Source organism: Leisingera sp. F5, assembly GCF_001593695.1.
Window position 1 is genome coordinate 54,243 of the sequence record NZ_LUKH01000010.1, and the last position, 12,888, is coordinate 67,130.

General features: G+C 60.8%; 16 protein-coding genes. 6 read left to right on the forward strand and 10 right to left on the reverse strand.

The window, feature by feature from the left end; genetic code table 11:
- Positions 1 to 2 precede the first annotated feature (2 nt).
- The 9 genes from rnc to folK form a co-directional block, all read right to left on the reverse strand.
- Positions 3 to 680, reverse strand: coding sequence for a ribonuclease III (rnc, locus tag A2I95_RS08830; protein WP_027257294.1), 678 nt, complete (start codon positions 678 to 680; stop codon positions 3 to 5).
- Entirely contained in the window at positions 677 to 1,513 is an 837-nt protein-coding gene (lepB, locus tag A2I95_RS08835; RefSeq protein WP_134830819.1) for a signal peptidase I, read from the reverse strand. Before lepB ends, rnc begins: the two co-directional genes overlap by 4 nt.
- A 58-nt stretch (positions 1,514 to 1,571) precedes the next feature.
- A complete protein-coding gene (acpS, locus tag A2I95_RS08840; RefSeq protein ID WP_291729412.1) occupies positions 1,572 to 2,003 on the reverse strand; it encodes a holo-ACP synthase in 432 nt (143 codons plus the stop codon).
- Positions 2,000 to 2,419: an ABZJ_00895 family protein gene (locus A2I95_RS08845; RefSeq protein ID WP_027257291.1), complete on the reverse strand. Its 420-nt coding sequence runs from the start codon at positions 2,417 to 2,419 to the stop codon at positions 2,000 to 2,002. Before A2I95_RS08845 ends, acpS begins: the two co-directional genes overlap by 4 nt.
- 4 nt (positions 2,420 to 2,423) lie before the next feature.
- Entirely contained in the window at positions 2,424 to 3,173 is a 750-nt protein-coding gene (locus tag A2I95_RS08850) for a pyridoxine 5'-phosphate synthase (RefSeq protein WP_291729413.1), read from the reverse strand.
- A gap of 105 nt (positions 3,174 to 3,278) precedes the next feature.
- Positions 3,279 to 3,920, reverse strand: coding sequence for a DUF2062 domain-containing protein (locus A2I95_RS08855; RefSeq protein WP_291729414.1), 642 nt, complete (start codon positions 3,918 to 3,920; stop codon positions 3,279 to 3,281).
- Between the two features lie 43 nt (positions 3,921 to 3,963).
- The gene (locus A2I95_RS08860) at positions 3,964 to 6,111 is read right to left on the reverse strand and encodes a bifunctional (p)ppGpp synthetase/guanosine-3',5'-bis(diphosphate) 3'-pyrophosphohydrolase (RefSeq protein ID WP_291729415.1); all 2,148 of its coding nucleotides are present in this window, start codon (positions 6,109 to 6,111) and stop codon (positions 3,964 to 3,966) included.
- Between the two features lie 36 nt (positions 6,112 to 6,147).
- Positions 6,148 to 6,501: a DNA-directed RNA polymerase subunit omega gene (gene rpoZ, locus A2I95_RS08865; protein ID WP_129369324.1), complete on the reverse strand. Its 354-nt coding sequence runs from the start codon at positions 6,499 to 6,501 to the stop codon at positions 6,148 to 6,150.
- 93 nt (positions 6,502 to 6,594) lie between these two features.
- A complete protein-coding gene (gene folK, locus A2I95_RS08870) occupies positions 6,595 to 7,164 on the reverse strand; it encodes a 2-amino-4-hydroxy-6-hydroxymethyldihydropteridine diphosphokinase (RefSeq protein ID WP_291729416.1) in 570 nt (189 codons plus the stop codon).
- A 137-nt stretch (positions 7,165 to 7,301) separates the two neighbouring features.
- On the opposite strand from folK, the gene A2I95_RS08875 reads away from it, so the two are divergent.
- The 6 genes from A2I95_RS08875 (at position 7,302) to A2I95_RS08900 (ending at position 11,649) form a co-directional block, all read left to right on the forward strand.
- Entirely contained in the window at positions 7,302 to 7,871 is a 570-nt protein-coding gene (locus A2I95_RS08875) for an NYN domain-containing protein (protein WP_019296609.1), read from the forward strand.
- Positions 7,872 to 8,258: 387 nt separating this feature from the next.
- A complete protein-coding gene (ispH, locus tag A2I95_RS08880) occupies positions 8,259 to 9,209 on the forward strand; it encodes a 4-hydroxy-3-methylbut-2-enyl diphosphate reductase (protein ID WP_291729417.1) in 951 nt (316 codons plus the stop codon).
- Between the two features lie 100 nt (positions 9,210 to 9,309).
- Positions 9,310 to 9,924 carry a LysE family translocator gene (locus A2I95_RS08885; RefSeq protein ID WP_291729418.1) on the forward strand — a complete coding sequence of 205 codons (615 nt, stop codon included), beginning with the start codon at positions 9,310 to 9,312 and terminating at the stop codon, positions 9,922 to 9,924.
- Between the two features lie 28 nt (positions 9,925 to 9,952).
- On the forward strand, positions 9,953 to 10,552 hold the full coding sequence (locus A2I95_RS08890) for a class I SAM-dependent methyltransferase (protein WP_291729419.1): 600 nt from the start codon (positions 9,953 to 9,955) through the stop codon (positions 10,550 to 10,552).
- Positions 10,545 to 11,009: a ribonuclease HI gene (gene rnhA / locus A2I95_RS08895; protein ID WP_291729420.1), complete on the forward strand. Its 465-nt coding sequence runs from the start codon at positions 10,545 to 10,547 to the stop codon at positions 11,007 to 11,009. The genes A2I95_RS08890 and rnhA overlap by 8 nt, the downstream gene beginning before the upstream one ends.
- Before the next feature lie 16 nt (positions 11,010 to 11,025).
- Positions 11,026 to 11,649, forward strand: coding sequence for a trimeric intracellular cation channel family protein (locus A2I95_RS08900; protein ID WP_291729421.1), 624 nt, complete (start codon positions 11,026 to 11,028; stop codon positions 11,647 to 11,649).
- 205 nt (positions 11,650 to 11,854) lie between these two features.
- Here the strand turns inward: A2I95_RS08900 and A2I95_RS08905 are convergent, their stop codons facing one another.
- A complete protein-coding gene (locus tag A2I95_RS08905) occupies positions 11,855 to 12,847 on the reverse strand; it encodes a glycosyltransferase family 2 protein (RefSeq protein ID WP_291729422.1) in 993 nt (330 codons plus the stop codon).
- Positions 12,848 to 12,888 lie beyond the last annotated feature (41 nt).

Genomic DNA, 12,888 nt, shown 5'->3' on the forward strand with positions numbered 1-12,888 from the left:
GCTTAACCGAGCTGTTCCAGCAGCGCCTTTGCGGCGGCCTGTTCGGCCTGCCGCTTGGAACCTGCGGTCGCCTGTGCCTCGGTGCCGTCTTGCAGCCGCGCTGCAATAGTGAAAACCGGCGCGTGATCCGGGCCGCTGCGGGACACTTCAATGTAGGCCGGCGGTTTCTGGCCCCGCGCCTGCGCCCATTCCTGCAGCGAGGTCTTGGCGTCGCGTGCGTCGCTTTCGACCTGATGGATACGGCGGCCCCACAAGCGCAGGATCATTTCCGCCGCAGCTTCAAAGCCCGCGTCCTTGTAGACTGCGGCAATCACCGCTTCCATGGCGTCGCCCAGAAGCGCTTGTTTGCGGCGTCCGCCGGACATCATTTCCGACCGGCCCAGTTTCAGAACGGCGCCCAAGTCGATTTCTGCGGCGACATCAGCGCAGGCCTCCTTGCGCACCAGCGCGTTGAAACGCGGCGCGAGCTGGCCCTCGGTGGCTGTTTTGTCGTGCTCCAGCAGTGCAGTTGCCATCACCAGCCCCAGCACCCGGTCACCCAGAAACTCCAGCCGCTGGTTATCCTTGCGGTTGGGCGAGGATACAGACGCATGTGTCACAGCGCGCTGCAACAGGTCAGGACGGGCAAAATGATGCCCGATCCGGTCTTCAAACGCGCGCAATTCCTTGGACAGCTTCACTGGATCCCCTTGAAGAAACGGTCGCTCCGCCATGTCCAGAAATACAGCATGGACCGCCCGGCAGAGGAGAACATGATCCGGTCGGCCCGGCCGATCAGATTTTCAAACGGCACAAAACCAACCCCGCCGGCAGACTGCGGCAAGCGGCTGTCCGAGGAGTTGTCCCGGTTATCGCCCATAAAGAAATAGTGGCCTTCCGGCACCTGATAGACACCGGTGTGATCCATGCCCTGATTGGTGATGTTGAGCACGATATGTTCATTGCCGCCCGGCAGGGTTTCCAGTTTGCGCGACTTGTTGCAGACAGCCCCCTGGCCCACCGGCGCGTTTTCACAGCGCGGGAAGGAACCCTGCGGCCCCTGGCGCTCCATCACTTCCTCGAATTGGCCGGCGTCTTGCAGTTTGACCGGTTCGCCGTTGATGAACAGCACACCGTTTTTCATCTGGATCTTGTCGCCCGGCAGACCAATCAGCCGTTTGATGAAGTCATTGCTGTTGACCGGATGGCGGAACACCACCACGTCGCCGCGCTCAGGCTGGCTGCCCATCAGGCGGGTGTTGTCGCCGTCCAGGAAGCCGCAGATGTTTTTGGCGTCGATATTCAAGCCAACCGCGGGGATGCGCACGCTGGGGCAGGAGGCGTAGGAGTAGCCGTAGGCCATTTTGTTCACGAACAGGAAATCCCCGATCAGCAGGGTCTCCTTCATCGATCCGGACGGGATCCAGAAGGGCTGGAAAAACAGGGTGCGGAAGACACCGGCGATCAGCAGCGCATAGACGATGGTCTTTATCGTCTCGATGATCGAACTGCTGGTCTTTGCTTTGGCCGTCATCAGGCTCTCCGGATTGGAAACAGGGTCCGGGGCTACATGCGGGCCTGAAAGGGCCAAGTCAAGTTCCGGCGGGCGATTCCGCTGGGTTCCCTGTGATGGGACGCGCCTCGATCACCACAAAAGCCTGCGCCCAGGGGTGATCATCGGTCAGTGTCACGTGGATCACAGCCTCATGGGCAGGCGGCGTCATCTCGCGCAGGCGTTCGGCGGCCCAGCCAGTCACATGCATCACCGGCTGACCGGTACGCAGATTGGAAACCGCCATGTCCTTCCAGGCGATACCCATGCGCAGGCCGGTGCCCAGTGCCTTTGAACAGGCCTCTTTGGCGGCCCAGCGCTTGGCATAGGTGCCTGCGATATCGCGGCGGCGTTCGGCCTTGCGCTGTTCGGTTTCAGTGAAGACCCTGTTGCGGAACCTATCGCCAAAACGGTCCAGCGTGCGCTGGATACGCTCGATATTGGCCAAATCGGTTCCAACACCCAGGATCATTCTTCCAGCCGTTTCAGCCCCAGTTTGATGCCATGCGCAAGAAACAGGCGGTTGACCATCAGGATGACCGCCAGCAGCAACACAAACAGGCCCGCGAGATACAGAACAGGAATGGTTGCCCGCGCCTCTGCGATCACCGGGTTGTTCCAGTAGAGCGGCAGCTGGGCAATGGTCAGCAGCGCGACGACCCCGGTCATCGCCGCAGCACAGACCCAGGCCGTTTTGCCGGCCAGCGGTGCCCGGGTTGCCTGCGCGATGCGCATTCCTTCAAGAACTGCGGCAAACATCGGCGGCAGGACCGTTGCCAGCCCGGCGGGCATGCCGGCCCCGAACTGTGCCAGCACCAGACCCAAGAGCATCATACCGACTGAGGCCGCCATCCACAGCAGTCCATAGCGGATTAAATTGACTTGCATGGCCTTATGCCTCCCGCGCTTCGTCCATCATCCGCCGCATTTCCTGCACTGCCGGGGTCAAGCCGCGGAAGACCGCCTCGCCGATCAGGAAATGGCCGATGTTCAGCTCCTTCACTTCTGGAAAGGCCGCTACCGGCTTTACTGTTTCATAGGTGAGGCCATGGCCTGCATGCACTTCCAGCCCCAGAGAATGGGCAAATGCGGACATTTCGCGCAGGGCGTCCAGTTCGCGCTCGCGATCCTCGGTTTTGCCCTCGGCGTGGTAATCGCAATAGGCGCCTGTGTGCAGTTCGATCACTTCGGCGCCGATCCGGTGCGCAACTTCGATCTGCTTTTTGTCAGCCGCAATGAATATCGACACTCTGCAGCCCGCATCGCGCAAGGGCGCGATGTAGTGGGCCAGGCGATTCTCCTCGCGAGCGACTTCCAGCCCGCCCTCGGTGGTGCGTTCCTCGCGTTTTTCCGGCACGATGCAAACAGCGTGCGGCTTGTGGCGCAGGGCGATCCTTTGCATCTCCTCTGTTGCCGCCATCTCGAAATTCAGCGGCACGTTAAGCGCCTCCATCAGCCTGTCGATATCGGCATCGGTGATGTGGCGGCGGTCTTCGCGCAGATGCGCAGTGATCCCGTCGGCGCCAGCTTCCTCAGCCAGCTTTGCCGCGCGGACCGGGTCCGGATAGGCGCCGCCGCGGGCGTTGCGCACGGTGGCGACATGGTCGATGTTCACGCCCAAGCGCAATTTGTTCTGTGTCATGAGATCTGTCTCATCCGTCTGAAGTCAATACTTTAACCAAAGACTAGACACCCGCCCGGCAAGAGCAACCCTGCAGGTAATAATGGTACAATCCGGCAACTGGGTTCAGGGGTCGGTCCCGATTTCCGCCCGTTGCTTGATTGCCTCGAACTTCGCCTTGATCTTGGAGCGGCGGCGCTGCTGGTAGACCCGGATCACCGGCAGGCTGAGCACATAGCAGACCGTGGCCGTGATGATGCCCGGAACAATGCCGCCGATCATATAGGGATAGAAAACCTCGTTATAGAACAGGTGCAGGCCCTGCCAATCGGCAGGCTGATCCTTGAACAACGCAAACAGGTTGTCTTTCAGGTCGCCGCCGGCCGCCATGAATTTGCCAACCAGGGACTTATCGACTTCCTCGTCGAACTCGGTGCCCAGGATCCAATGCCCGGTCTGCAGCGAGGCCACTCCGATCGGCACATAAGTCAGCGGGTTGCCAAAGAAGGTAGCGCTGAGCGAGGCCAGGATATTGCCGTTCATCAGACGGGAAATGACCGCTGCAACCAGGAAATGCAGACCGTAAAAAGGCGTAAAAGTGGTGAACACCCCGGCCCAGATGCCGCGGGCGATGCGCTCAGGCGAATCGGGCAGCCGCCGCACCCTGTGCTTCACATACAGGAACGCCCTTCCCCAGCCGCCGCGCGGCCAGAGAAAATTCGCCAGCGCCCGGAGGGGCGGACGTCTGTCCCGGCGCCTGAATACCAAAGCTGTGCGTCCTTCCCAGTTCCCGGCTCAAAATTTCAGCGGCTTATCCCGGAAAATGGCGTTCTTCCGGCTTGTTCCGGAACCGCGCCACCGCGGCAACATCGCTTTCGGCTTCAAGCGTCAGCATCAGCGAGTGCAGCTGCTCCACATCCCGCAGCTCCACATTGATCATAAGCCGGTAAAAGTCTGGTTTCCTGTCGACAAATTCCAAGTCCGAGATATTGGCCTTTTTCTCGCCAATCAATGTGCAAATGCGCCCCAGCACACCGGCGTCATTGCCAATGGTCAGTTCAAGCGTGGTTCCATAGGCCGCCGGGTGGGTGCCGCTGTGCCACTGCACATCCATCCAGCGTTCCGGCTGGTCCTCGAACTCGCCCAGCTTGTCGCAATCCGCAGCATGCACGACAACCCCGCGGCCGCGGTAGGTAATACCAATGATGCGCTCACCCGGCAGCGGCTGGCAGCAGGGTGCGCGCTCAAAGCTTTGCCCCGGCTCCAGGCCGACCACCGCGCGGCGCGGAGAGATTTCATCGCCATCGCCAGTGGTGGTCAGTTCCGGATAAACCGATTGCACCACGTCATGCGCGGTGATCTCTGCCGCGCCAAGCCGCGCCAGCAACTCGTTCACCCCGCCTGCCCGCAATGCGCGCGCTGCGGTTTCCAGCGCTTTGTCGGTGGCTTTCTTGCCGACATGTTCAAAAGCCGAGCGTGCCAGTTCATGGCCCAGCTTCACAAACCGCGCCCGGTCCGCTTCGCGCAGGGCGCGGCGGATCGCAGTGCGGGCCTTGCCGGTGGTGGCAATCTCCAGCCAGCTGACCTGCGGGGTCTGGCCCTCGGCGGTGATCACATCCACCGACTGGCCGTTGCGCAGCCGGGTCCACAGCGGCACCCGGATCCCGTCTACCTTGGCGCCGACACAGGCATGGCCGATGCGGGTATGGATGGCATAGGCAAAGTCGATCGGCGTCGCGCCCTTGGGCAGCTTGATCACATCGCCCTTTGGCGTGAAGCAGAACACCTGGTCCGAATACATCTCGAGCTTCACCGCCTCGAGGAATTCGTCGTGGTCGTCCTCTGCATCGAATTGCTCAGTCAGCGAGGCAATCCATTTGGCCGGATCCACGGCAAAGGGGTTCTCCGTCCGCACACCGTCGCGGTAAGACCAATGCGCCGCCACGCCGGTTTCGGCCACGTCGTGCATCTGGCGGGTACGGATCTGCACCTCAACCCGCTTGCCGTCGCGGCCCGACACTGTGGTGTGGATTGAGCGGTAACCGTTCGATTTCGGCTGACTGATGTAATCCTTGAACCGGCCCGGCACCGCGCGCCAGCGCTGGTGGATGGCGCCTAGCGCCCGGTAGGCGTCTTCTTCGGACATAGTGATCACCCGGAATCCGTAGATATCCGACAGCCGTGAAAATCCTTGATCTTTGGCCTGCATCTTGCGCCAGATCGAATAGGGCTTCTTGGCGCGGCCGAACACTTCGGCCTCGATCCCGGTCTTTTCCAGCTCCAGCCGCATATCGCCGGTGATCCGATGGATCACATCGCCGGTTTCGCGCTGCAAGGTCACAAAGCGGCGGATGATCGACTGGCGGCCTTCGGCGTTGAGCACGCGGAAGGCCAGATCCTCCAGCTCCTCGCGCATCCACTGCATCCCCATGCGGCCCGCCAGAGGCGCATAGATATCCATCGTCTCGCGCGCCTTCTGGGCTTGCTTTTCCGGGCGCATCGCCTTGATTGTGCGCATGTTGTGCAGCCGGTCGGCAAGCTTGACCAGGATAACCCGCAGGTCCTTGGACATTGCCATGAACAGCTTGCGGAAGTTCTCAGCTTGCTTGGTCTCGCGGCTGGAAAGCTGAAGGTTGGTCAGTTTGGTGACGCCATCGACCAGCATCGCCACCTCATCGCCAAAGCGGCGGGTGACCTCCTCGTAAGAGGCCTTGGTGTCTTCGATGGTGTCATGCAAAAGCGCGGTGATGATCGTCGCATCATCCAGGCGCTGTTCGGTCAGAATGGCTGCAACGGCAACCGGATGCGTGAAATAGGGTTCGCCCGAATGGCGGTATTGCCCTTCATGCATCTGCTCGCCGAATGCATAAGCCTCGGCGATCCTGTCCGCATTTGTCTTTGGGTTGTAGTTGCGGACCAGAGCAAGCAGATCTCCAGCGGAAATATCGGGGGAGTTCATGTCCGGTCCGCAGCCTCAAATTCGTCAGCGTACGCCTCAGCCCTGGCCCTGGGCCTCCATCAGCGCGCGCAGCAGTTTCTCTTCAGACATGTCGTCATCGGCGGGCTTGTCGTGATCCGCGCCCATCAGCAGAGCCATCGAATCTTCTTCCGGCTCATCGACCTCGATCTGAGTCTGGTTGCCTTCGATCAGACGCTCGCGCAGATCGTCTGCGCTTTGTGTTTCATCAGCGATTTCACGCAGGGAAACGACCGGGTTTTTGTCGTTGTCGCGATCCACGGTGATCGGGGCACCGGCCGAGATTTCGCGGGCACGGTGCGCTGCCAGCATCACCAGCTCAAAGCGGTTGGGCACTTTATCGACGCAATCTTCAACCGTCACGCGGGCCATCAGCGACTCTCCATTTCATTCCGGGTCCAGAAGGCAGACATTTACGCCCAAACCTTTCCCTTGACAAGAGCGGAAAACACCGCATTGCGCGTCTTACAACGGCGTGACCTCTGCCACATCCTCCGGCGGCAATTCCGCCAGCAGCCGGGCGGCGGTTTTCTGCAGCACAGGGTGGTGCCAGCGCGGGGCAATATCGCAAAGCGGCACCAGCACAAAGGCGCGATCCTGAATGCGCGGATGCGGCAGGATCAGCTGCCCAGGGGCCTCCTGCATCTGGGTCTCCAGCGGCAGCCCCTGCCAGCGGGCAAATCCGCCCTCATCCGGCAGCACCGCACCGCCATGATCAATCAGGTCCAGATCCAGCGTGCGCATCCCCCAGCGCTGCTGCCGCACCCGGGCGAACTGCGCTTCAATGTCATGCAAGCGCGCCAGCAGCCCGCGCGCGGACAAGGATGTCTCAACCGCTACAGCCGCATTCACATAATCCGGCCCGGCGCCTGCCGGGAAACAGGGCGTCTGAAAGAACCGCGAGATGCAGCGCAGCAGAACGTCATCCGATTGCAAAGCGGCAATCGCCTTTGACAAGGTGGCTTGCGGCGCATCAGCGTCAACAGGCAGGTTGCCGCCAAGCGCGATGAGCGACGTTTTCCGGTTTCCGGCCATTTTTGACCCTATTTCAGAATGGCAGTATACTTGCGGCAGATGACAAATAACTTACATTAAGTCCACCCGTCCCGCTGATTTCAAGCACTCACTCACGGAACACCCGGCCGGGACGGTTATACCGGAAGGAACATTTTATGTTTTATAAAGACGAACGGCTTGCGCTGTTCATAGACGGGTCGAACCTGTACGCCGCGGCTAAGGCGCTTGGGTTTGACATCGACTATAAGCTGTTGCGGCAGGAATTCATGCGCCGCGGCAAGCTTTTGCGGGCCTTTTATTACACCGCTCTGCTGGAAAATGACGAGTATTCCCCGATCAGACCTCTGGTGGACTGGCTGCATTACAACGGCTTCACCATGGTCACCAAACCGGCCAAGGAATACACCGACAGCATGGGCCGCCGCAAAGTGAAAGGCAACATGGATATCGAGCTTACCGTCGATGCCATGGAGCTGGCGCCGCGGGTGGATCACATCGTGCTGTTCTCAGGTGATGGGGATTTCCGTCCGCTGATTGCCAGCCTGCAGCGCCAGGGCGTGCGTGTTTCGGTGGTGTCTACCATCCGCAGCCAGCCGCCAATGATCTCTGACGATCTGCGCCGCCAGGCCGACAATTTCATCGAGCTGGAAGAATTGCGCGATGTCATCGGCCGCCCGCCGCGCGAGCAAAGCGAACCGCGTTCAGCGACAGCTGCACACGGCTAAGCAAAACCTGCCGGAACAAGGCGCCTGATGGGGTGGCGCCTTGTTCCGGACAGCGCTTTTCGGCCGCCTGATTATTGATCGGCTTGCGGCGTGAAACCAGCTTACCGTGACTAATGCTGTCAGCGGGCTCGCAGTACTTTAAGTGGACAAGACAGCCAGCAACATTATGTTTGCTTAGCGCCTGGACATAAACGCCTTCACGGCTGCGGCGACCCTTGCCCTTTGGCGGCTCCAGTTATCCATTTCATACATTCCCTGATGCAAGTTCGGCTCTGCCGATCCCTTTGCTGCCGCCTGCTGCGGGACGCTCCGAGCGGACCCGTTGCGACCCGCCAGCACTGGACCTTGCCGCTCGAACCGCTTACCTCTGGCCGCAAGGAGACGCCCATGACCAAACCAGCCCTGACCCTCTACCTCGCGGCGCCGCGCGGCTTTTGCGCTGGCGTGGACCGCGCCATCAAAATTGTCGAAATGGCGATCGGAAAATGGGGCGCGCCAGTCTATGTGCGCCACGAAATCGTGCACAACAAATTCGTGGTCGACTCGTTGCGCGATAAGGGCGCGGTCTTTGTCGAGGAGCTGGACGAATGCCCTGATGACCGCCCGGTGATCTTTTCCGCCCACGGGGTGCCAAAGTCAGTTCCGGCCGAAGCCGGCCGCCGCGAGATGGTCTATGTCGATGCCACCTGCCCGCTGGTCTCGAAGGTGCATATCGAGGCCCAACGCCACGCCGAGGCCGGTCTGCAGATGATCATGATCGGCCACAAAGGCCACCCTGAAACCATCGGCACCATGGGACAGCTGCCCGACGGTGAGGTGCTGCTGGTGGAAACCGTCGAGGATGTGGCCAAGGTGGAGGTGCGCGACCCGGATCAACTGGCCTATGTCACCCAGACCACCCTGTCGGTAGACGACACCAAAGGCATCGTGGCAGCGCTGCACCAGCGGTTCCCGAACATCACCGGCCCGCACAAAGAAGACATCTGCTATGCCACCACCAACCGCCAGGAAGCAGTGAAGTCGGTGGCGCCCAAAGCAGACGCCCTTTTGGTGGTCGGTGCGCCGAACTCCTCGAATTCCCGCCGCCTGGTCGAGGTCGGCGCCAAAAACGGTTGCGATTACGCCCAACTGGTGCAGCGTGCTGAAAACATAGACTGGCGCGCACTGGAGGGCATCCGCTCGGTTGCCATTACCGCCGGAGCCTCGGCGCCCGAGCTGCTGGTCAACGAGGTGATCGACGCCTTCCGCGAACGTTTCGACGTGACCGTCGAGGTGGTGGAAACCGCTGTCGAAACCGTGGAATTCAAGGTGCCCAAGGTATTGCGCGAAACCGCCTGACGAAACGCGGCTGAATTGCGAAGAAAGTCACAGAAAGCACACCTGCGGTACGCTAATCGTGGCACCCAATAGCATTCGGACATTTTTTGGAGCCGCATTGATGATTACCCTGCAATTTCTGATCACTGCTTTTGTTGTCGTCCTCGCCCCCGGCACCGGCGTTATCTACACGCTGGCCCTGGGCCTTGGCCAAGGCCGCCGCGCTGCGATCTGGGCCGCGCTTGGTTGCACGTTCGGCATTGTGCCGCACCTGGCCGCCGCAACCCTGGGGCTGGCCGCCGTCCTGCACAGCTCGGCGCTACTGTTCCAGATCGTCAAGGCCGCAGGCGTTGCCTATCTGCTGTATCTGGCCTGGCAGGCGCTGCGCAGCGGCGGTGCCCTGGCTGTCAATTCACAACGTACCAGCCAACCCGGCCGGAGTATCGCCTGGCGCGGAGCGCTGATCAACATTCTGAACCCCAAGCTGTCGGTGTTCTTCCTGGCGCTGCTGCCGCCGTTCCTGAGCGGAAATCCTGCCAGCGCGACGCTGGAGATGTCAGTTCTGGGGTTGGTGTTCATGGCGATGACCTTTGCCATCTTTGTGCTCTACGGGCTGTTTGCCGCCCAGGCCCGCAGTTACCTTCTGAACAGCGCGCGGGTGCTGAAATGGATGAGCCGCGGCTTTGCTGCCGTGTTTGCAGGCCTTGCCGCCCGGCTCGCTTTTGAACGTGCCTGAGCCGGCCATTGCGGAAAAGGGGCAAGAAATGAGCGACCAGAAAACACTGGAAGCCTACGCCGAGGCGGCGCAGGCATATGCAGATGGATTCGCCCGGTCCGATGACAGTTTTCACGATCCTGACTTCGAGGCCTTCACCTCGCTTCTGCCAGCAGGCGCCCGGGTCATGGATCTGGGCTGCGGTCCGGGTCACTGGGCGGCACGGTTCAAGGCGCAAGGCTTTGAGGTCTCGGCCATGGATGCCTCCCCTGAGATGGCCGCATTGGCAAAATCGGATTTCGGAATTGAGGTGAAGGTCGCAACTTTCGAAGCACTGGAGAGCAAAAGGGAGTATGATGGCATCTGGGCAAATTTCAGCCTGCTGCATGCGCCGCGGGCCGATCTCCCCAGTCATCTGACGCGCATCCATCGCGCCTTGAACCCCGGCGGCATCTTCCATATTGGCATGAAGCTCGGAGACAGCGAGGGGCGTGACAAATTGGGACGTTTCTATGCCTACTACAGCGAGGATGAATTGAAAAATCTGCTTCAAGATGCGGGCTTCACCGTAACCCGGTCCCGCCGCGGAAACGGCCAGGGACTGGCCGGCGGGGTTGAAACCTATGTGATCCTGACCGCCCATGGCTGAGCTGTTTGCCTATACCGATGGCGCCTGCTCCGGCAACCCCGGCCCCGGCGGATGGGGTGCGTTGCTGCGTGCGATGGATGGAGACACCGTCGTCAAGGAGAAAGAACTGAAGGGTGGCGAAGCCGAGACCACCAACAACCGGATGGAACTGCTGGCCGCGATCAACGCGCTGGAAAGCCTGGCGCGCCCGTCAACGCTTACCGTTGTTACCGACTCAGCCTATGTGAAGAACGGCGTCACCGGCTGGATCTTCGGCTGGAAGAGAAACGGCTGGAAAACCTCCAGCAAGAAGCCGGTCAAGAACGTCGAACTGTGGCAGCGCCTGGACGAAGCGCAAGCCCGCCACAAGGTGACCTGGGAATGGGTCAAGGGCCATGCCGGCCACCCGGAGAACGAACGCGCGGATGAGCTGGCCCGCGCCGGCATGGCCCCCTTCAAGAAAAAGAAAAACGCCTGATGCACGAGAACCGGGCATGACGTTTCTGGCTTTGCTGGACTACGCATCTGTTCTGGTCTTTGCCCTGTCCGGCGCGCTGGTGGCCAGCCGGGCGCAGCTGGATATCGTCGGCTTTGCCTTTGTCGCCTGCCTGACCGCGCTTGGCGGCGGCACGCTGCGCGATCTGCTTTTGGACCGCAATCCGGTGTTCTGGATCGGCAACCCGAATTACATCCTGTTGGCGGCCTTCGCTGCGGTGGCGGTGTTCTTTACCGCGCATCTGCTGGAGAGCCGTCTGCGCTGGGTGGTCTGGTTGGACAGCTTTGCACTTGCCGTAGCTGTTCCTGCAGGCACAGGCGCCGCACTGGCGCTGGGCAGCCCGCCGGTGATCACCGTGCTGATGGGCATGGCCACCGGAACCATGGGCGGCTTGATGCGCGACGTTGTCTGCAACGAAGTGCCCCTGGTGCTGAAACAGGGTGAGCTTTACATCTCCTGCGCCATGGCAGGTGCGATCACCGCCGTCCTGGCGATCTGGCTTGGACTGGAGGTGCGGTTTGCCCTGCTGGCCTGCGCCGGCGTGTGCTGGACCTTGCGGGCAGGGTCGATCCTGCTCGGCTGGCACCTGCCTGTCTACAAAAGCCGCCCGCCGCGCAGTTAAGGCCGGTTTGCGGTCAGAACAATTGGCGCCTCCTCCAGTCAACCGGAAATGCCTGATTGTGAACCCTGTCTTCACAACCCGGATCAAGGAACTGTCACCAGTGCGATCAGATGCGCTGCTGCTACGGAGCAAGGCTGCGTAATCTGCCAGCACCGGAAACCAAGACGCGCTGACACGAATGGCACCGGCAACAAATCAACCGCAATCAGGCGGTTTTGCGGGTGTCACCCAAGGATTTCAGAAACTCCTGGCCGTCTTTGCTGATCCTGGCCTTACGGCCCTTGCGCCGGTGCCAGACCAGCGCCATTTCATGGTATTCCCTCAGACTGGCGTCTTGCAGAAGGTCCTCCTTGATCTGCAGCGCGGCTGAGAAATTGTCCGCCAGCCGCCGGTCTTCTTCTTCATTCTTGTCAAACTTGTGCCAGTAGCTTGGCTCAATGGAGGAGGTGAAGTGGTTCGCCCGGCCGCGGGCTTTCTTGTTCAGGAACCCGTCACGAGACCGCAGCGCATAGTGATTGAGCTGCGCTGCGGAATAGCCGTAGCCGCCTCGCACGTAAAGCGCACCTTCCAGCTCATCCTCTGGCAGGCGCGTGCCATCGGCAAGCTGCCAGTTCACCTCGCCCGCCGATTCCGCCAGAAAAGGGCGGTGAACCCCCATACGGGTGAATTTTCCATTCTTGCGGAATGCGGTCTTGAAGAACCGATGCTCATCCGGGAGCCCCACCGCGGGTTCAGCCAGCACAAAGGCCTGAGGCACAGGGGGATGGTCCACAGTTCCAACCCCTGCATTGCCGAAAATGCGCCAAACAAAGGAAACCGCATCTGCATCCGCCCGTTCTGCCAGAAGCCCCGGCAACGTGCCGTCACCGGAATTGATTTGCAGGTATTCATCGACGTCGATCACCAGGACCCAGTCGGCATTGTTCACTTTGGGCTCGTACTCCGCCCACATCAGTGCGCTTTTGTGCGGGCCGCGGCGCACCACCCGGCTGAACCGGTGTTCGATTACACCCATGCGGTGCAAGCAGCGCAGGATATGGTCCGTGGGATCGGAGCACTCATTGGTGAAGATGACAAAATCGCTGACACCAATGGATTTGTAATGGCTGATCCAGTCAAGAATATAGGCGCCTTCATCTTTCATGGTGGTCACAACCACCACGTTCGGCGCACCGGGCTGGCCGCTGTCCTGTGTCATCTGCAAATGCCCTCTGCCTCGTTTTCCCACCGCATTGCACA